Source organism: Cytobacillus sp. QJM3NY_8 (assembly GCF_056173585.1).
Map to the genome: position 1 here is coordinate 2,079,286 of NZ_CM149681.1, position 17,409 is coordinate 2,096,694.

Annotated in this window: 21 protein-coding genes; 17 read left to right on the plus strand and 4 right to left on the minus strand. The window is 40.5% G+C overall.

The genetic code is table 11. The annotated features are described in order from the left end of the window. The first annotated feature begins 5 nt into the window (after positions 1-5). Entirely contained in the window at positions 6-578 is a 573-nt protein-coding gene (locus AC0VZ9_RS10830) for a TRAP transporter small permease (RefSeq protein ID WP_009330574.1), read from the plus strand. Between the two features lie 19 nt (positions 579-597). Continuing rightward, a complete protein-coding gene (locus tag AC0VZ9_RS10835; protein WP_009330573.1) occupies positions 598-1,878 on the plus strand; it encodes a TRAP transporter large permease in 1,281 nt (426 codons plus the stop codon). A gap of 19 nt (positions 1,879-1,897) precedes the next feature. On the opposite strand, the gene AC0VZ9_RS10840 is transcribed toward AC0VZ9_RS10835, so the two are convergent. Further along, positions 1,898-2,515, minus strand: coding sequence for a trimeric intracellular cation channel family protein (locus AC0VZ9_RS10840; RefSeq protein WP_009330572.1), 618 nt, complete (start codon positions 2,513-2,515; stop codon positions 1,898-1,900). A gap of 238 nt (positions 2,516-2,753) precedes the next feature. Here AC0VZ9_RS10840 and hflX point away from each other — a divergent pair, with 238 nt between their 5' ends. From hflX to AC0VZ9_RS10875, 7 genes are all read left to right on the plus strand, one after another. Next, positions 2,754-4,010 (plus strand): GTPase HflX, encoded by a 1,257-nt coding sequence (gene hflX / locus AC0VZ9_RS10845; protein WP_251175378.1) that lies wholly within the window; start codon positions 2,754-2,756, stop codon positions 4,008-4,010. A gap of 13 nt (positions 4,011-4,023) precedes the next feature. After that, on the plus strand, positions 4,024-5,295 hold the full coding sequence (locus tag AC0VZ9_RS10850) for a methionine gamma-lyase family protein (protein ID WP_009330570.1): 1,272 nt from the start codon (positions 4,024-4,026) through the stop codon (positions 5,293-5,295). Between the two features lie 188 nt (positions 5,296-5,483). Further along, positions 5,484-5,891, plus strand: a complete 408-nt coding sequence (locus tag AC0VZ9_RS10855; RefSeq protein WP_009330569.1) for a MerR family transcriptional regulator — start codon at positions 5,484-5,486, stop codon at positions 5,889-5,891. Between the two features lie 105 nt (positions 5,892-5,996). Then, the gene (glnA, locus tag AC0VZ9_RS10860; RefSeq protein ID WP_009330568.1) at positions 5,997-7,331 is read left to right on the plus strand and encodes a type I glutamate--ammonia ligase; all 1,335 of its coding nucleotides are present in this window, start codon (positions 5,997-5,999) and stop codon (positions 7,329-7,331) included. 472 nt (positions 7,332-7,803) lie between these two features. Continuing rightward, on the plus strand, positions 7,804-8,034 hold the full coding sequence (locus AC0VZ9_RS10865) for an HNH endonuclease (protein WP_019381829.1): 231 nt from the start codon (positions 7,804-7,806) through the stop codon (positions 8,032-8,034). A 121-nt stretch (positions 8,035-8,155) separates the two neighbouring features. Beyond that, complete coding sequence (locus tag AC0VZ9_RS10870) at positions 8,156-8,647, plus strand: CBO0543 family protein (protein WP_448897247.1); 492 nt, start codon at positions 8,156-8,158, stop codon at positions 8,645-8,647. Then, positions 8,644-9,111, plus strand: a complete 468-nt coding sequence (locus AC0VZ9_RS10875; protein ID WP_475397342.1) for a CBO0543 family protein — start codon at positions 8,644-8,646, stop codon at positions 9,109-9,111. Before AC0VZ9_RS10870 ends, AC0VZ9_RS10875 begins: the two co-directional genes overlap by 4 nt. Positions 9,112-9,252: 141 nt before the next feature. Here AC0VZ9_RS10875 and AC0VZ9_RS10880 read toward each other — a convergent pair whose 3' ends face one another. Further along, complete coding sequence (locus AC0VZ9_RS10880) at positions 9,253-9,870, minus strand: DUF998 domain-containing protein (protein WP_475397343.1); 618 nt, start codon at positions 9,868-9,870, stop codon at positions 9,253-9,255. Between the two features lie 224 nt (positions 9,871-10,094). Here AC0VZ9_RS10880 and AC0VZ9_RS10885 point away from each other — a divergent pair, with 224 nt between their 5' ends. After that, positions 10,095-10,655 (plus strand): CBO0543 family protein, encoded by a 561-nt coding sequence (locus AC0VZ9_RS10885; RefSeq protein WP_475397344.1) that lies wholly within the window; start codon positions 10,095-10,097, stop codon positions 10,653-10,655. A gap of 205 nt (positions 10,656-10,860) precedes the next feature. On the opposite strand, the gene AC0VZ9_RS10890 is transcribed toward AC0VZ9_RS10885, so the two are convergent. Both AC0VZ9_RS10890 and lexA read right to left on the minus strand, forming a co-directional pair. Then, positions 10,861-11,145: a DUF4257 domain-containing protein gene (locus AC0VZ9_RS10890; RefSeq protein WP_009330566.1), complete on the minus strand. Its 285-nt coding sequence runs from the start codon at positions 11,143-11,145 to the stop codon at positions 10,861-10,863. A gap of 285 nt (positions 11,146-11,430) precedes the next feature. Continuing rightward, positions 11,431-12,054 carry a transcriptional repressor LexA gene (lexA, locus tag AC0VZ9_RS10895; protein ID WP_475397345.1) on the minus strand — a complete coding sequence of 208 codons (624 nt, stop codon included), beginning with the start codon at positions 12,052-12,054 and terminating at the stop codon, positions 11,431-11,433. Positions 12,055-12,209: 155 nt separating this feature from the next. Between lexA and yneA the strand changes: the two genes are divergently transcribed. The 7 genes from yneA (at position 12,210) to AC0VZ9_RS10930 (ending at position 17,403) form a co-directional block, all read left to right on the plus strand. Then, positions 12,210-12,542 (plus strand): cell division suppressor protein YneA, encoded by a 333-nt coding sequence (yneA, locus tag AC0VZ9_RS10900; protein ID WP_475397346.1) that lies wholly within the window; start codon positions 12,210-12,212, stop codon positions 12,540-12,542. Positions 12,543-12,551: 9 nt separating this feature from the next. Next, complete coding sequence (locus AC0VZ9_RS10905) at positions 12,552-13,199, plus strand: YneB family resolvase-like protein (protein ID WP_475397347.1); 648 nt, start codon at positions 12,552-12,554, stop codon at positions 13,197-13,199. A 142-nt stretch (positions 13,200-13,341) separates the two neighbouring features. After that, positions 13,342-13,575: a DUF896 domain-containing protein gene (locus tag AC0VZ9_RS10910; protein ID WP_009330562.1), complete on the plus strand. Its 234-nt coding sequence runs from the start codon at positions 13,342-13,344 to the stop codon at positions 13,573-13,575. 230 nt (positions 13,576-13,805) lie between these two features. Next, the gene (gene tkt, locus AC0VZ9_RS10915) at positions 13,806-15,812 is read left to right on the plus strand and encodes a transketolase (RefSeq protein WP_071156563.1); all 2,007 of its coding nucleotides are present in this window, start codon (positions 13,806-13,808) and stop codon (positions 15,810-15,812) included. A 276-nt stretch (positions 15,813-16,088) separates the two neighbouring features. Further along, a complete protein-coding gene (gene sirA / locus AC0VZ9_RS10920) occupies positions 16,089-16,526 on the plus strand; it encodes a sporulation inhibitor of replication protein SirA (RefSeq protein ID WP_009330560.1) in 438 nt (145 codons plus the stop codon). Between the two features lie 86 nt (positions 16,527-16,612). Further along, positions 16,613-16,828, plus strand: a complete 216-nt coding sequence (locus AC0VZ9_RS10925; protein WP_009330559.1) for a YneF family protein — start codon at positions 16,613-16,615, stop codon at positions 16,826-16,828. 134 nt (positions 16,829-16,962) lie between these two features. After that, on the plus strand, positions 16,963-17,403 hold the full coding sequence (locus AC0VZ9_RS10930; protein ID WP_026041711.1) for a DUF6376 family protein: 441 nt from the start codon (positions 16,963-16,965) through the stop codon (positions 17,401-17,403). Positions 17,404-17,409: the final 6 nt, after the last annotated feature.

A 17,409-nucleotide genomic window follows, 5' to 3' on the forward strand; every position in this document is an offset into this window, starting at 1 on the left:
GAAAAATGAGTGAATTTTTCAGGAAATTGAGTGACAAAGCGGATAAGATATCGAAAAAAATTGTTATCTTGTTTTTTGTCATTGCCTTTATCTCCACAGTGTATCAGGTATTTTCAAGATACGTCCTGCAAAGTGCGTTTGCAAAAAGTATACTCCCTTTTGCAGATTTCAGTATTTTCAACTTAACCTGGATTGAAGAACTTATCAGGTACATGTTTGTATGGATCGTGTTCTTAGGAATCGGAATCGTATATAAAAGCAAAGGGCATGCACAAGTAGAAATTCTCCATCATTATTTATCTGAAAAATGGAAAAGTAAAGTAATGCTGCTGGTTGAATGTATTAACAGTGCACTTTTTCTGTTTCTCATTATTTATGGATCAAGAATATTGAAGTTCTCCATTCAGCAGATTTCTCCTTCGCTTGGGCTGAATATGACTTTTATTTACGGAGCAGTCCTAGTCAGTTCAATTGTCTGTTTTGTTCACTCATCGGTCAATATTTTGGAGCTCCGCACTGCAAAAAGAGATGAAAGAGTGGTCGTTCAAGCAGAATCCCAAAATACAAATATGGGTTAGTTGAAAGGGAGGGAAATTGATGACGGTAGCAATAATAGTATTGGCTGTATTGTTTTTATTAATGATTCTGGGTGTGCCAATTGCAATATCTTTAATTATAGCTTCCATTTCCGGATTTATATCAAGCATATATTATATTCCTCTTGAAGTGGTTCCACAGCGTTTGATTACATCAGTTGATTCCTTTCCGCTGCTGGCAATTCCATTCTTCATGCTTACAGGGGAATTTATGATGTCAGGAAGCATGGGGAAAAGAATAGCAGCATTTGCTTTTGCTGCTGTGGGCTGGGTAAGGGCAGGTCTTGCACAGGTTTCAACCTTAACAAGTATGTTTTTTGCAGGGATATCCGGTTCAGGTGCTGCAGATACAGCTGCTGTAGGTAAAATGATGATACCGATGATGGAGTCAAAGGGATATGATAAAGGGTTTGCAGCTGCCACTGTTGCAAGTGCAGGAACAATAGCTGTGGTTATACCTCCATCCATTCCCATGATTGTATACGGTGTAACCGCAGGAGTATCCATAGGAGACCTGTTCACAGCAGGCATCATACCCGGGATATTAATAGGCTTGTCTTTAATGATGTTAAATTACTGGTTAACAAGGAAAAACAATTATTCTGAAGAAAAAAGGACATTCGAATTCACAACATTCCGGAAAACTTTATATGAAGGGATATTGGCTTTGCTCTTGCCGTTAATCATTATTTTTGGCATCAGGGGAGGGATCTTTACTCCTACTGAAGCCGGTGCAGTAGCAGCTGCATATGCTTTTATCATTAATAAGTTTGTTTATAAAGATATGGATTGGAAGGATATACCCGAAGCGTTTATAAACGCAGGAAAAATGTCTGCGATGGTTGTCTTTATTATAGCCGGGGCAAATTTATTCGGATGGTTATTAACGGCTGAACAAATTCCGCAGCAGCTTGCACAGCTTGTCATGAACGCAACAGAAAATAAATATTTGATACTATTTATCTTCAATATTATTTTCTTTATTGCAGGGTGCTTCCTGAACGCATCAGCAGCGATTACAATCCTAACGCCATTGCTTCTCCCGATTGCTCTCGGAGCAGGCATTGACCCGGTTTTCTTTGGATTAATCATGGTTGTTAACTTATCAATCGGTTTAATTACACCTCCAGTTGGATTGGATTTGTTTATAGTGAAGGGAATAGCTGAAGTTTCCTATGATAAATTAATAAAGGCTGTAATTCCTTTTATTGCTGTAATGGTTTTTGATTTATTTATTATTACTTATTTCCCTGCTATATCAATGTTTTTAACAACCCTATAAATATTAAAAAAAGCATCGGCTAGCCGATGCTTTTACTTGTTCCCAGCCTCTTAACCGGAAGCTTCCAATTATATGTGTAAGATAAAACCCGTAAAGCTGTAATAATAATGAACAAAGTGTAAAGTTCAAATGGTGCTGAGGCGATTCCGAGTCCGACTCCAAAACCGCAAAGGATAGCCCAGACCGCATAGATTTCAGACCGCAATACAAGCGGTTTTCTTCTTGCAAGAAGGTCACGGATGATGCCCCCTCCGCTTCCAGTCAATACAGCAGCCACAATTACGGCGCTTAAAGGATGGTTCATTTCCGTTGCGTACAGTGCTCCTTGGATGGCAAAGGCGGATAACCCGATTGCGTCAGTGAAATTGCCCCATCTTTGCCAGTGTTTGAGCAGGTTGTTCGGGAACAGCATTACTGCTGTGATGGATAAAAGGGCAATCTGAAAAAATAAACCCTGTTCCCAAAGGGCAGAGACAGGAACACCGATTAGCAGGTTTCGGATCGCTCCGCCGCCAAAAGCGGTGACAATCCCAAGGATATATACACCTAAAATATCATATTCTTCTTCCATCGCCACAATTGCACCGCTGACAGCGAAAGCAACAGTGCCGATCATACTTAAAACTTCCCATGTCATATGCCATTTCTCCTCTTGATGCAGATCTATAAATCTATTTAAGTTTAAGTTATTTAAAAACGTAAATTCTTTCCAAACAATATGATTTTAACACGGAAAAAAAGAAATACAACCATTTTTTTTATCATTTCAAATGGACGGTGCAAAGGCCTGTGATTAGCGGTAAAAATTAGTATTTGAATATGATTTTTGTTATGATGTTATCAATTAAAATAAGCATATGAAAGAGGGATGCTGGTTGGAACGTAAGCCAGATTATGAAAAAGTCATTCTTGTCGGCTGCCATACTGATGAAGATGACCAGCGGTTTGAATATTCAATGGAAGAATTGGAATCGCTGACTGAAACGGCAAACGGAAAAGTTTTAGCTTCGATTACTCAAAAAAGGGAACGAGTTCATCCGTCTACATATATAGGAAAGGGGAAAGTGGAGGAACTGGCTGCACTTCAGGAAGAAATGGAAGCAGATATTATCATTTTTAACGATGAGCTCTCACCAAGCCAGGTGCGCAACTTATCAGCAGATTTGGATGCCAGGATCATTGACCGCACACAGCTGATTTTAGATATCTTTGCGCAGAGGGCGCGCTCTAAAGAAGGGAAGCTGCAGGTCGAATTGGCACAGCTGCAGTATCTGCTGCCGCGCCTGTCAGGCCAGGGTGTTCAGCTTTCAAGACTTGGAGCGGGAATCGGCACAAGGGGACCAGGTGAGACCAAGCTTGAATCAGATCGCAGGCATATCCGCCGCCGTATTGATGATATTAAAACCCAGCTTTCCGTCATTGTGCAGCACCGTGACAGGTATCGTGAACGAAGGAAGAAAAACAAAGCATTTCAAATTGCACTTGTCGGCTACACAAATGCAGGTAAATCCACCATTTTTAACAGGCTGTCTGAGGCGGAATCCTATGAAGAGAACCAGTTGTTTGCCACACTTGATCCGATGACCCGCAAACTGATTTTGCCAAGCGGATTTATTACACTTGTGACAGACACGGTCGGTTTTATTCAGGATTTGCCGACTACTCTTATTGCAGCCTTCCGTTCCACTCTGGAAGAAGTTAATGAAGCAGATCTTCTTCTTCATGTGGTCGATATGTCCAATCCGGATTATTACCAGCATGAGCAGACAGTCAATAAACTGATAGAAGATTTGGAAAATGATAAAATACCGCAGCTGACGGTATATAATAAAAGAGATTTAAAGCATCCTGATTTTGTCCCGACTGCCAGAACAGAAACGATTCAGATCAGTGCCTTTGAAGAAGATGACCGCAATGAGCTGAAACGGAAAATCGAGCAGATGATTCTGGGAATGATGAAGCATTACCATGTGGAGGTGCCGTCAACAGAAGGAAAGCTGCTGTCGCAGCTCAAGAACGAAACCATCCTGCGGGAATTGACTTTCAACGAAGACAAAGAACTTTATGTTTGCAAGGGCTATTACCTCGAAGACCATCAGATTTCAGGGCCTTTAATGAAATATACCGTATAGTTAGGAGAACATCATGTTTCAACAGTTATCACAAGGGGAAAAGCTCCAGCCGATTGTAAAAGAAGTGGAGCAGCAAATTTCAGAGGTATTAAAGAGTATTGATGAGCGGATTGATGAGAATCAATTCCGTGTTTTAAAGAGCTTTCAAAATTTCAAAGTCAGCGATTCGCATTTCAATCCTTCAACCGGCTATGGTTATGATGATATCGGCCGGGATACGCTTGAGGGAATATATGCAGAAGTTTTCGGCGGGGAAGCAGGATTGGTCCGCCCGCAGATAATATCAGGCACGCATGCCATTTCCATTGCACTCTTTGGTGTACTGCGGCCAGGTGATGAATTGCTGTATATCACCGGCAAGCCATATGACACACTGGAAGAAATTGTTGGGATTCGGGGAACAGGTAACGGTTCGCTGAGAGAGTTCGGCATTGGATACAATAGCATCCCGCTGAACGAAGATGGAAGCATCGACTATCCTGCCGTTGAAAAAGCAATCAGACCGAACACGAAAATGATTGGTATCCAGCGTTCCAAAGGATATGCGACAAGACCTTCTTTTACAATTGAACAAATTGAAGAAATGATCCAGTTTGTAAAAGAAGTTAAGCCGGATACGATTGTGTTTGTTGACAATTGCTATGGTGAGTTTGTTGAAGACCGTGAGCCTTGCCATGTTGGGGCAGACTTGATGGCCGGGTCGCTCATCAAGAACCCTGGCGGCGGGATTGCAAAGACGGGCGGTTATATTGTCGGGAAGAAGGAATGGGTGGAAGCCTGCTCCTACCGAATGACTTCACCGGGAATTGGTGCAGAAGCGGGTGCGTCCCTTTACAGCCTTCAGGAAATGTATCAGGGCTTTTTCCTGGCTCCCCATGTTGTCGGCCAGGCGCTGAAAGGGGCTGTTTTTACAGCAGCGCTTCTTGAACGGCTTGGCATGAACTCCAACCCAAAGTGGGACAGTAATAGAACTGATTTAATCCAATCTGTTCAATTTGATGATAAAGAAAAAATGGTGGCGTTTTGCCAGGCAATTCAATTTGCATCTCCTGTTAATTCACATGTAACTGCCTATCCTGCTTATATGCCTGGATATGAAGACGATGTAATCATGGCAGCTGGGACTTTTATTCAGGGTGCAAGCATTGAACTGACCGCTGATGGTCCTATCAGGCCGCCTTATGTTGCTTATGTTCAGGGCGGGCTGACTTATTCACATGTGAAAATGGCTGTATGCATCGCGCTGGACCAATTGCTGGAAAAAGGTTTAGTCCAAATAAATTAGGTGAATATTAAAAAGGACAGCTACATAGTTAGTTGTCCTTTTCTGTTGCTTTACAGAGAATTATATGAAAATATGAAAGGCAAAAATTTTTTGAAAAAATCATGTTATAAAAGCTAACATATAGTTGACAGATTATCTGACATTACATATAATAATCTCAAGAAGTAATTGAAAAGGGGGAGAAATAGTTGACTGGAAGCGAAATTCGACGTTCTATGCCGCTTTTCCCGATTGGTACTGTCATGCAGCTGACTGACCTGACCGCCAGGCAGATTCGCTACTATGAAGAGCACCAATTAATTTCTCCAGCTAGAACTGACGGAAATAGAAGGCTTTTTTCCTTAAACGACATCGATGTCCTTTTGGAAATCAAAGATTTGATTGATCAAGGCGTGAACATGGCTGGGATCAAGCAGCTATTTTTCGTGAAAGAACAGCAAGCGATAACTGAAAACTTGAATAAGCAGGCAGAAAAAGCGAGACGCGATCTATCAGATGAAGAAATCCGGAAACTTCTTCGCAAGGAAATTGTGCAGGCAGGCCGGTTTAATCGCTCATCATTGAGGCAAGGCAACATGCACCGCTTTTTCCATTAAAAACGCCGTTTTTAAGCTCGTTGATATTGTCTTGGATTTCTGAGAGAAACATTAACAGAGCAAAAAATAAATCACTCATGTAATTTTTTAAGGGAGGAACTACCAGTGGCAAAGTTTACTAAAGAAGACATTAAGCGTATTGCAGAAGAGGAAAATGTAAAATTCGTCCGTTTACAGTTTACGGATATTCTTGGAACAATCAAGAACGTAGAAATTCCGATCAGCCAGCTTGAAAAAGCGCTTGATAACAAAATGATGTTTGACGGATCTTCAATCGAAGGTTTCGTGCGTATTGAAGAATCAGACATGAATCTATATCCAGACCTTGATACATGGGTGGTATTCCCTTGGACAGCAGAAAAAGGAAAAGTTGCACGTCTGATCTGTGATATTTACAATCCGGATGGAACTCCCTTCCTTGGCGATCCGCGCAGCAACTTAAAACGTATTTTGGCAGAGATGGAAGAGTTAGGATACTCTGATTTCAACTTAGGGCCTGAGCCGGAATTCTTCCTATTCAAGCTTGACCAGGCTGGAGAGCCAACTCTTGAACTGAACGATAATGGCGGATACTTCGATCTTGCGCCAACTGACCTTGGTGAAAACTGCCGCCGCGATATCGTGCTTGAGCTTGAAGAAATGGGCTTTGAAATTGAAGCTTCCCACCATGAGGTTGCACCTGGACAGCACGAAATCGACTTCAAATATGCGGATGCATTAACAGCTTGTGACCAGATCCAGACATTCAAGCTTGTTGTTAAAACAATTGCCCGCAAGCACGGCCTGCACGCGACATTCATGCCAAAACCGCTGTTCGGTGTTAACGGATCAGGTATGCACTGTAATGTTTCATTATTTAAGGATGGCAAAAATGCATTCTTCAACGAAACAAGCGATCTTCAATTAAGTGAAGATGCTCGCCACTTTATCGCAGGCATCATTAACCATGCGACAGCATTTACTGCTGTAACAAACCCAATCGTTAACTCTTATAAGCGCTTGGTTCCTGGTTATGAAGCACCTTGCTATGTTGCATGGTCTGCTCAAAACCGTTCACCGCTTATCCGTATCCCGGCTTCACGCGGTGTAAGCACACGTGTTGAAGTTCGCAGCGTTGACCCTGCTGCTAACCCATATCTTGCTATGGCTGTACTTCTAAAAGCTGGTCTTGACGGAATCAAGAACAAATTGACTCCACCGGCACCTGTAGACCGCAACATCTATGTAATGAACAAGCAGGAACGTGAAGAAGAAGGCATCAAGGATCTTCCGGCTACATTGGCTGCTGCCCTTGATGAGCTTAAGAAGGATGAAGTCATCGTATCCGCACTAGGCGACCATATCTTCGAACACTTCATTGAAGCGAAAGAAATTGAGTGGGATATGTTCCGTACGCAAGTGCATCCATGGGAGCGCGAGCAGTACCTGAGCATGTATTAAAAAATAAACCCCTTGACACCATTGGTGTTGAGGGGTCTTTGTTTTCGGGTAAATTATTTAAAAAATTACCACAAGAACCTTAGTTCATAGTAAGAAAAAAAATACAACAATCAAGCCTATCGATGTAATTCCGTAACCTTTTTTAATTCTATAATCGGTTCCAGGAATCTTAGTTATTAAGTAATAAATTGGAATTACAAGTAATATGGGAAGAAAAACCCTTGCATTAGCTGAGAGGTTTTCAAATCTTGAAATTATCGTACCAATAATCAAAAGAGGAATAAAAGTTAGCAAATAGGCAAGTGACACTCTTATCACACCTTTTTCTGAATTATACCAAATTTCCAAAATTAAGGGCATCAATTATTAAAGTAACATGGATTCCTAAAATGATGTAAAAAGAAACCAAATTTATACCTTCCCAAAAATAATCGTAAATTTCAGGCAACATTATGAGTAGTTTTATAACAGTGTGGAATGGAAGAAGCTACGAGTAGTAATCAAGAAGCGTGATAACTATGAATGCCAGGAATGTAAACGGAAGGGGCGCTTAAGCATTGAAACAAATGAATACAGTGAGAGTGGTAAGGGCAGGAAGATCCAGTTGCTTGTTCACCATATCAAGGAGCTCGAGCTTCATCCAGACTTAGCGTTTGGTGAAGATAACATGGATACTGTTTGTGTCGATTGCCATAACAAATAACATGGCCCAGACTTCAAAAATATGAAGCTAAACAAATGGCAGCATGATGAAAAGTGGAGTATCGATTTTTTTAATTATGTAAACAAATAGTATTAAATAGTTCTAATGAAAGGTGACTTAAATGAATCTTGAAAGATGGATTATAATGGGGGTATTAATACTAAGTATCATGTGTCTCAAGCTACTAGTACCGGGAGACAAGGTTAGAGAAGCGTGGGTTATCTTTTTATTTCTGCAGGTCATTACATGGCCAGCCGGTTTAATAGCAGTAGAAATGGGTTGGATTGAATATCCGATTCAATTGTACCCTAAGGCAAATTTATATAATAGGACTAGTTTTTCCTTTGAGTTCTTCCTATTCCCGGTAGTCGCCATTATTTTTAGTTTGTATTTTCCAAGGAACAAAAAAGGGTTTGGCTCACTATTGTATTATGTTTTCTTTGCTGGATTTTTTACCTTCTTAGAGGCTGTATTAGAATCTAAAACCAAACTGGTTGAGTACCATGAATGGAAATGGTATTGGACACTAGTAACAGTAATGATTGCTCTATATATAAATGATAAATTTTATCGATGGTTTTCTAAAAGATTAATTTTGGTGGACTTAAAATGACCAGAGAAGTCCTGATTTTAGTATGTTCGTGGATTTTATCATTGTACTTGTTGTTAAGATATATCCCAACCAAAAGTAAAAGGTTAGCTTGGATAACCTTTATATTTGTTCAATCAATAGCATGGATACTTGAATATATACAATTGGTATTTGGATTAGTTGAGTTTCCGTATAGAGAATTTAATAAAGCGACAAATATGAGCTTTTCATTGCATTATATAGTTTATCCTACAATTGCCGTGTTTTTTATACTTTTTTATCCAAAAGAAAAAGGGACAAGAAGAACATTTTTGTACTACTTACTATTTTCAATGGGGATAACAACTTACTCCTATCTTCTCGAAAAATTTAGTTCATTGTATCACTATATTCACTGGAACTGGTTCTTTGGATTAATTACCAACATGATTCTTCTTTATGTTGTAAAGATATATATATTTTGGTTTAAAAAAGGTCTGGTGTAACGAGTTGAAATATCTAGGTTCCCCCCCCCCGAGAAATATTAAGAGTAAGGATTCTGTGTTAGACGACTAATTTAACCAAGGCAGGGGGCGTAAATTAAGAATAAGAATTAAGAGCTCAGGCGATAAAGGCGTGGCAACAAATCATTTACTTAAAATAAACGCCAGTACAGTGCCCCATATGAAAATCACTAAATAGAATAACCTTTGCAATAGACCGGCGTGCATAGGGATGAAAATTATTAACATATTGAGTGTGACTATGACTAGTAATGTAACTAAACAGTATTGAGTCCAGCGTTTTCCAATTTCTAAAGATTTTGCGTATAGCCAAAGACCGGGCAAAACAGTTATCATGTCAAGTTGAGCTGCTATTGAATGCCAAAATAGATTTATATCTGCTGGTATAAAGCCAGACACAATATTCCCTAAAGCTAAGATAAGAATAAATATTGTTGCTAGCCGGTTTAGTCCTGTCTTCTCAAGGGTTTGTGAAAGATATAAAACACCAAATGAAAAAGTTAATCCGTTTATAATAAACAATACATTCATCCAAAAATAGTAAGGAGAACAAATCTCATGAGGTGCAATTGAATAGGTGTATTCCCCGCAAGAAGTAACGCCAAGGTCGCTCATTGCATGATTAAAAAAACTGTACGGAGCTGTAGAGGTCAAAATGAAGAATGGTTCAATTAGAAAATACAAGCAAGTAGCGAACCAACTTAAAATACCGAGTCTTTTTGATATGTTCAGACGACTCATCCTTTTCAAAAGTGTTATACGTGAATTATATATCCAAAAAATGTAAAAAGGGATAGTCTTGGAGACTATATTTGAATAGGGCTAGAGGCTGATAAAGGTATTTTAAAAAACACAAGCTGAATCAGTTAATTAGGAGGTAAAGGCGCCGGATAAGAATAAAAGATATTTAATTTGAAATATTAAGCATTAGACGCGAAGCAAGGAATGTAAAAGGCGGGTGAATCATGACATTCCAAGAAGGATTGAATCAACTAGATAAGGCTAATAAGATCATTACCGATGCAAACAAATTGATTACCGATGTTAATTTAAACACTTTCTTATTTACTCTAAGTTGGTGGGTAGCCTTAGCGATGTTACTTGTCCCATGGATTTTATGGGCATTTTTTCGGGAAAAAGAGAGTTCTGCCCGTTTGTTATTTGCAGCTTTTATAACGATGATAATCTCTACAACCATTGATGGATTAGGTGTTGACTTTGGTAAATGGGCCTATCCGATAAAGGTTATCCCAATACCAACGATCAGCTACTCATTTCGATATGGAACTGTTCCAGTAGCTATAATGTTATTAATTCAATTCAAACCAAATATTAATCCAGTAGTAAAGGCTGTATTGTTCGGTGGGTTTGGTGCTTTTGTAGGAATGCCTATCATGGCAATGCTGCACTTATATAAAAAAATCGATTGGGCCTTTACTTATTCCTTTTTTATCTTAGTTTCACTATACTTAATTGCCCATTGGTTTAGCAGAAGGAGCAGTTTTGAACAAATAGTTAAAGAGTAAAAAAAGCAGGATTTCGCCCGGCAATGGTCTGTATATATGTCTTGATCGCAAGTGCATCCCTGGGAGCAAGAACAGTACAAGTGCACTTATTAAGAAAATCCGAAATCCCCTGTTTGCTTGAGCAGGGGGGTTTTATAAAAATCAAATACAAAAACCCCGTTTCTAAGTGAACGAGGTTTTAACTAATTTGTATTTCCCTGCATCTCTATTCTTTATGTCTGATCTTTAGGAAATCGAGACATGTCAGCAGTGCATCTCCTCCAAATCCTGCAATCACCGCAAGGAGCACTACCTTTAAGGCAGAGTCAGGATCTGAAGATACGACCAAAAAAACAGCCGCTAAAGCCCCCATGATTACTTCTTCAAAGACCCCCAGATAGATGAATTTTTTTGTCCTTCTGGGTTTGACCATTTTGCCTTCTTTCCGAATATGTCCAACGACACCGACCAGCCCACCAATCAACAAAGCGAAGGTAATGTTCAAAAACATTTTTTCTTCACACTCCTAAAGTCGAGATTTTGGACAAGCGACCTTAGGTTGATTCTCGGTGTATTACCATTATATAGAAAGTGGCTATAAAATAATATGCATAAAAATACCGAATTTTCTGAATAATAAAATAGTCATACATGACTGTAACTTAGTACCAACAGAAAAGGTATCAGTTACTTTCGTATGATTTCGCTAATAGCATCAGGTAATAGGAACTGATAACCTTCTTAAAATTGGAAAAAATAAAAAGCAGGCAGTGGCTGCCTGCTTTTTATTATTCTATTAATGCATATGGCGGTATACACCTATAACTTTGCCAAGGATGGAAACATTTCGAAGGATGATAGGTTCCATTGTAGAGTTTTCCGGCTGAAGCCGGATATAGTCTTTTTCTTTAAAGAATCTTTTGACAGTTGCTTCATCTTCCTCTGTCATGGCAACCACGATATCTCCATTATTAGCAGTGCTCTGCTGTTTGACGATGACATAGTCGCCATCAAGGATTCCGGCTTCAATCATACTTTCACCCATGATTTCAAGCATGAATACATGCTCATCAGCTGGTGCCATTTTTTCTGGAAGCGGGAAGTATTCTTCAACATTTTCAATGGCTGTTATCGGCTGCCCTGCAGTTACTTTACCGACGATCGGAACATTGACTGCACTGACCTTATGGATGTGAGAAGACTCGTCCAGATCTAAAATTTCAATGGCGCGCGGTTTAGTAGGATCCCTGCGGATCAGCCCTTTGCTTTCAAGACGGGCGAGATGGCCGTGAACTGTTGAGCTTGAAGCCAGGCCGACTGCTTCCCCGATTTCCCTTACAGAAGGCGGATAGCCTCTCAATTTAACTTCCTCTTTAATAAACTCTAATATATCTTGCTGCCTTTTTGATAATTTCACCATCTTTACGCACCTCGTATGTTTTTGTTGTCTCAATTATAGCATCAATTACCATATGATACAAACATAAGTTCGAATTTTTATTGACACAAAACAAATGTTCGGTCTATAATAAAAACATCAAATACGAACATACATTCTTTTAGAGGTGGTATATCATGCTGAAAAAATTGTGGAAATCATATTCTTATGCTATTATTCTCTTCGTTTTAAGCCTGGCAGCATCGTTTATTATGCTCATTCAGATAGAGACACCTGATACGGAAAAGTTTGTGAAAGTCACTGTTGCAGAAGGTGACTCTTTATGGGAAATTGCTGAGAGTTTTTCGGCTGAACATTCGCTGTCTACAGATCAATTTATTAATTGGGTCGAACAAAATAATGAGATAGCGGCAGGCAGGATTTTTCCGGGCGATGAAATTGTTATTCCAGTAAAAGCACTGGATGACGAGCCTTATAAAGAGCTTGCCAGTTCAGACCTTTACGAATAAGGAGAAGTTATGAAAGCAATTATTTACTGCAGGGTTAGTACAACAAAGGATACTCAGGAAACGTCCCTTTCAAGACAGGAAGAAGAGCTGGTGAATCTGGCGAAAAAGCATGATTTTGAAGTAGTCAAGGTGATACGCGAACAGGCCAGTGGATATGACCTTGAAAGAGACGGTATATTGGAGCTTTTAGACTTAATTAAAGAAAAGGATATCAAGGTTGTCCTCATTCAGGATGAAACCAGGCTGGGGCGGGGTAATGCAAAGATAGCGATACTCCATTGCATCCTAAAGGAAGAAGTTCAGCTGTACAGCATTTCGAATAACGGCCAGCTCGAGCTTTCGGAATCAGATTCGATGGTGCTGAACATTGTGGGGATGGTAGAAGAATATCAGAGGAAGCTTCATAACATCAAAATTAGACGCGGCATGCAGCGGGCTGTTGATAAAGGATACCGCCCCGAGAAGAACTTAAGCAATCAGGGAGCAAATGGCGGCAGGGAAAGAATAGAGGTACCGATAGAGGAAATTGCCCGGCTAAGGAAAAACGAGTTAACATTTGCAGAGATTGCTGCAACACTCAGGGGCTTTGGCTATAATATCTCAAAAGCAACAGTCCATAGAAGGTATAAAGAGTATATGGAATCACTTGCTGAATAGAGCACTTTTCTTGTCAAAAGTGTTCTTTTTTAGTATGATGGCAGTTGAGTTTCAGATTGTTCCATATCTGAAGCTATTGTATAATAAAAACTTCTATTAGAACATCCAAAGGTAAACTTTTGATATAAAGGAGCTTTAATATATGCTGCCAAAACAAAAACTTGCCCGAATTAATGAACTGGCAAAGAAGGCAAAGGAATCAGGTTTAACAGAAGCAGAAGCAAAAGAACAGACTTCTCTCCGCAAAGAGTATTTGGAGACTTTTCGCTCTGGCATGCTGAACACGCTTAAAGGTGTTACAATCGTTGACCCGAAAGGAAATGACGTAACTCCGAAAAAACTAAAAGAATTCCAAAATAAAAACCGCCTTCACTAATATTATAATTGCAAGGGATACACAATGCTGTATTCCTTCTTTTAATAGAAAGCGGAGATGACTTCTATTACCGGCTATCTCCGCTTTTTTTACATACGCCGGGTCTTTTTGTGTCAATATAGTAACAAACCGGCTTTTTTGTCCTTTTCCTGACCCTATTGGTTGTGAAAAAAAAGGACACCCGATAATATTAAAAGAGTAAAGAATTACTACTCGAAAGGATGTATTGAATGTTTAATCACACAGATGAACTATCCATCAGTTCCATTCGTACTTTATCAATCGACGCCATTGAAAAGGCGAATTCCGGCCATCCGGGGATGCCGATGGGTGCAGCGCCAATGGCTTATACGCTTTGGACACGCTTCATGAACCATAACCCGAAAAATCCTGAATGGTTCAACCGTGACCGTTTCGTCCTTTCTGCAGGACATGGCTCCATGCTTTTATACAGCCTTCTTCATCTTTCTGGCTATGATGTTTCCATGAATGACATTAAAGAGTTCAGACAGTGGGGAAGCAAGACGCCAGGTCACCCTGAATATGGCCATACTCCAGGTGTTGACGCAACAACAGGCCCATTAGGACAAGGTATTGCAATGGCTGTTGGTATGGCAATGGCTGAACGCCACCTGGCTGCAACATACAACAAAGACAACTTCAATGTTGTTGACCACTATACATACAGCATCTGCGGTGACGGAGACCTTATGGAAGGCGTTTCGGCTGAAGCTGCTTCCCTTGCTGGCCACTTAAAGCTTGGAAGACTGGTTGTTCTATATGATTCAAATGATATCTCACTTGATGGTGACCTTGATAAGTCTTTCTCTGAAAGTGTTGAACAGCGATTCAAGTCATACGGCTGGCAGTATATCCGCGTAGAAGACGGCAATGATCTTCACGAAATTGCAAAAGCAATTGAGGAAGCGAAGCAGGATGAAAACCGACCAACAATGATTGAGGTTAAAACAGTCATTGGCTACGGTTCTCCAAACAAATCAGGTAAATCTGATGTTCACGGTGCGCCACTGGGTGCTGATGAATTGAAATTAACGAAAGAAGCCTATAAGTGGACTTTCGAAGAAGATTTCCATGTTCCTCAGGAAGTATATGATCACTTCAAGCAGCAGGTTGTAGAAAGCGGCTCTAAGAAGCAGCAGGAATGGGAAGACCTTTTTGCACAGTATAAAGAAGCGCATCCTGAGTTAGGAAAACAGCTGGAGCAGGCAATCAATGGCGAGCTTTCAGAAGGCTGGGATAAAGACATCCCTGTTTATGAAGAAGGAAAGAGCCTTGCAAGCCGTGCATCTTCCGGAGAAGTGCTAAATGCAATCGCACAAAACCTGCCTTCTTTCTTTGGCGGTTCTGCAGACCTTGCAGGCTCCAACAAAACAATGATTAAAGGTACAGGCGACTTTACAGCTGAGTCATTTGACGGCCGCAACATCTGGTTTGGTGTACGTGAATTTGCAATGGGTGCTGCACTTAATGGTATGGCCCTTCACGGCGGATTAAAAGTATTCGGCGGAACATTCTTCGTGTTCTCTGATTACCTGCGCCCGGCAATCCGTCTGGCTGCACTTATGAACCTGCCTGTTACGTATGTATTCACACATGACAGTATCGCTGTAGGTGAAGACGGACCTACACATGAGCCTGTAGAACAGCTTGCTGCATTGCGTGCAATGCCAAACCTATCTGTTGTCCGCCCTGCTGACGGAAATGAAACAGCAGCTGCATGGAAAACAGCAATTGAATCAACAAACAAGCCAACTGCATTAGTATTGACCCGTCAAAACCTTCCTACATTAAAAGGAACGGATTCAGCGGCATACGAAGGCGTACAAAAAGGTGCTTATGTTGTTTCACCAGCTTCCAACAGCAACGCGGATGTATTATTGCTTGCTGCAGGATCTGAGGTTAGCCTGGCTGTTGAAGCACAAAAAGCGCTTGAAGGCGAAGGCATCCATGCATCTGTAGTGAGCATGCCTGCTTGGGACCGGTTCGAAGCTCAATCAAAAGAGTACAAAGAAAGCGTAATTCCTAAGACAGTCAAGAAGCGTCTTGCCATTGAAATGGGATCTTCACTTGGATGGCACCGCTATGCAGGAGACGAAGGCGATGTTCTTGCAATCGATACCTTCGGCGCATCTGCACCAGGTGAGAAGATCATGGAAGAATACGGATTCACAGTTGAAAACGTTGTGGCACGCGTAAAAGCATTGCTGCAGGGATAATATTTACCGGAAAGGGAGAGCTGAGAGGCTCTTCCTTTTTTGTGAGATAGGTTTATATTTAAAAAAACAGGATTATATTTCAGTAAAACCGGGAAAATGACGAAGTAAATATTTTGAGCAGCTATTATAGCAGTTCTCCCAGCAAGAATCCTCATAATTAACTGAATTCTTCGTTTTCGACAAAATTAGTGAAAGTTTTTAACATCTTCAGACACATTCCTTATTTTTGGTTGCTTATAATTGAAAGAAATGGATTGTCCCGGAAGGAGGGGCCAGATGAGAGCTTATCAATTGTATTTAATAGAAGATGAATTTGCGGCCCATTATTTTGGCAGAGAGCGAATGTTTTTTCAGTTGTTTGAAGAGTATGAGCATTCGTCAGGTGAAATGAAGTCTATTCTATCGAAGCAAATTGATTTTGTGACTAAGCCAATCCCGGGTTTGAAAGTGCATCAATACATCCATCAGCAGCTGCAGCGAAAAAAGGACTTTATAATAGAAAAAAGTGCATACTATATAGAGATGAGCAAAAGAAGCAGGGCGAAGCTTGAAGTATTTGAACGGAGCCTGGTTTTAGAAGCGGCCGGCAGCTATGAGGCAGAGACGGTATTTTTCGAAGTACTGCGAAAAAGCGAGTCCTCCTTCCTGGCTGTTGACCTCAAGCATAAGCGCTATGGGTGGCTAAAACCGATAAAAGAGAGAAAATTCGTCTAAAATATGAGAAAAAATGAAGCAAATATTGTATAATAACCTTTGGTCTAGTACACTGTATGATAGACAACATGAAGGAGGAAGTTAGTATGGGTATGTACATTCTAGTTGGTGTACTGGCGCTTCTTGCCGGTGTAGCACTAGGATTTTTCATTGCTCGAAAATATATGATGAGCTACCTGGAGAAAAATCCGCCAATTAATGAACAAATGCTTAAAATGATGATGATGCAAATGGGCATGAAGCCATCTCAGAAGAAGATCAACCAAATGATGAATGCCATGAACAAGCAGACTGGCAAGTAATCAGGGACAAGCATCCCATCTGAAACCACTTTTCTGTTACAATACAAGGAAGGTGGTTTTTTTATATCCAAAATGAAACCTTCTTTGAAACAGAGCGTATTTATACTATGACAAATCATGAAAGGAACGAGCAAATGAAAAAAGTAATTCTTATAGGGCTCCTTACCGTTTCCATGTTATTAAGCGGCTGTTCCGTTCTGGGAGAAGTGAATAATTCCATTGACTATGTTAATGAAGCGACTGAGCATATCAATACATTAAGCGACTTTGCTGAAGAGGCGCCGCAAATGATTCAGGAGGCGGCAGCGGATCCGGCATTAAAGCAGGAACTTGAAGACAGATTGACGACACTTAAGCAGGAAGTTGAAGAGTTTATCGCCCTTCAGGATATCCCGACGCTGGCAGAGGGTGTTCATCAGGAGCTGGTTACACAGAATGAAGCGCTTCTGGCTGAGATCAATAAAGTATTGGAGAACGGCAGCCTAGCATTGGATCAGCTGGAGAACTCAGAGCTATTCACTACCATTAATGAAGCAACAAGCCTGATCAACCGAATAGAAGCATTAGGGCAATAAAGCATC

What these genes read in the sequence shown, in the direction of transcription:
- AC0VZ9_RS10870 (WP_448897247.1), top strand. Translation starts at nt 8,156, where the DNA reads ATGAATCTTGAAAGATGGATTATAATGGGGGTATTAATACTAAGTATC.
- AC0VZ9_RS10905 (WP_475397347.1), top strand. Translation starts at nt 12,552, where the DNA reads ATGAAAGCAATTATTTACTGCAGGGTTAGTACAACAAAGGATACTCAG.
- AC0VZ9_RS10840 (WP_009330572.1), bottom strand. Translation starts at nt 2,515, where the DNA reads ATGACATGGGAAGTTTTAAGTATGATCGGCACTGTTGCTTTCGCTGTC.
- AC0VZ9_RS10910 (WP_009330562.1), top strand. Translation starts at nt 13,342, where the DNA reads ATGCTGCCAAAACAAAAACTTGCCCGAATTAATGAACTGGCAAAGAAG.
- AC0VZ9_RS10930 (WP_026041711.1), top strand. Translation starts at nt 16,963, where the DNA reads ATGAAAAAAGTAATTCTTATAGGGCTCCTTACCGTTTCCATGTTATTA.
- AC0VZ9_RS10925 (WP_009330559.1), top strand. Translation starts at nt 16,613, where the DNA reads ATGGGTATGTACATTCTAGTTGGTGTACTGGCGCTTCTTGCCGGTGTA.
- AC0VZ9_RS10880 (WP_475397343.1), bottom strand. Translation starts at nt 9,870, where the DNA reads ATGAGTCGTCTGAACATATCAAAAAGACTCGGTATTTTAAGTTGGTTC.
- AC0VZ9_RS10850 (WP_009330570.1), top strand. Translation starts at nt 4,024, where the DNA reads ATGTTTCAACAGTTATCACAAGGGGAAAAGCTCCAGCCGATTGTAAAA.
- AC0VZ9_RS10885 (WP_475397344.1), top strand. Translation starts at nt 10,095, where the DNA reads ATGACATTCCAAGAAGGATTGAATCAACTAGATAAGGCTAATAAGATC.
- lexA (WP_475397345.1), bottom strand. Translation starts at nt 12,054, where the DNA reads ATGGTGAAATTATCAAAAAGGCAGCAAGATATATTAGAGTTTATTAAA.
- tkt (WP_071156563.1), top strand. Translation starts at nt 13,806, where the DNA reads ATGTTTAATCACACAGATGAACTATCCATCAGTTCCATTCGTACTTTA.
- sirA (WP_009330560.1), top strand. Translation starts at nt 16,089, where the DNA reads ATGAGAGCTTATCAATTGTATTTAATAGAAGATGAATTTGCGGCCCAT.
- AC0VZ9_RS10875 (WP_475397342.1), top strand. Translation starts at nt 8,644, where the DNA reads ATGACCAGAGAAGTCCTGATTTTAGTATGTTCGTGGATTTTATCATTG.
- AC0VZ9_RS10890 (WP_009330566.1), bottom strand. Translation starts at nt 11,145, where the DNA reads ATGTTTTTGAACATTACCTTCGCTTTGTTGATTGGTGGGCTGGTCGGT.
- yneA (WP_475397346.1), top strand. Translation starts at nt 12,210, where the DNA reads ATGCTGAAAAAATTGTGGAAATCATATTCTTATGCTATTATTCTCTTC.
- AC0VZ9_RS10835 (WP_009330573.1), top strand. Translation starts at nt 598, where the DNA reads ATGACGGTAGCAATAATAGTATTGGCTGTATTGTTTTTATTAATGATT.
- AC0VZ9_RS10830 (WP_009330574.1), top strand. Translation starts at nt 6, where the DNA reads ATGAGTGAATTTTTCAGGAAATTGAGTGACAAAGCGGATAAGATATCG.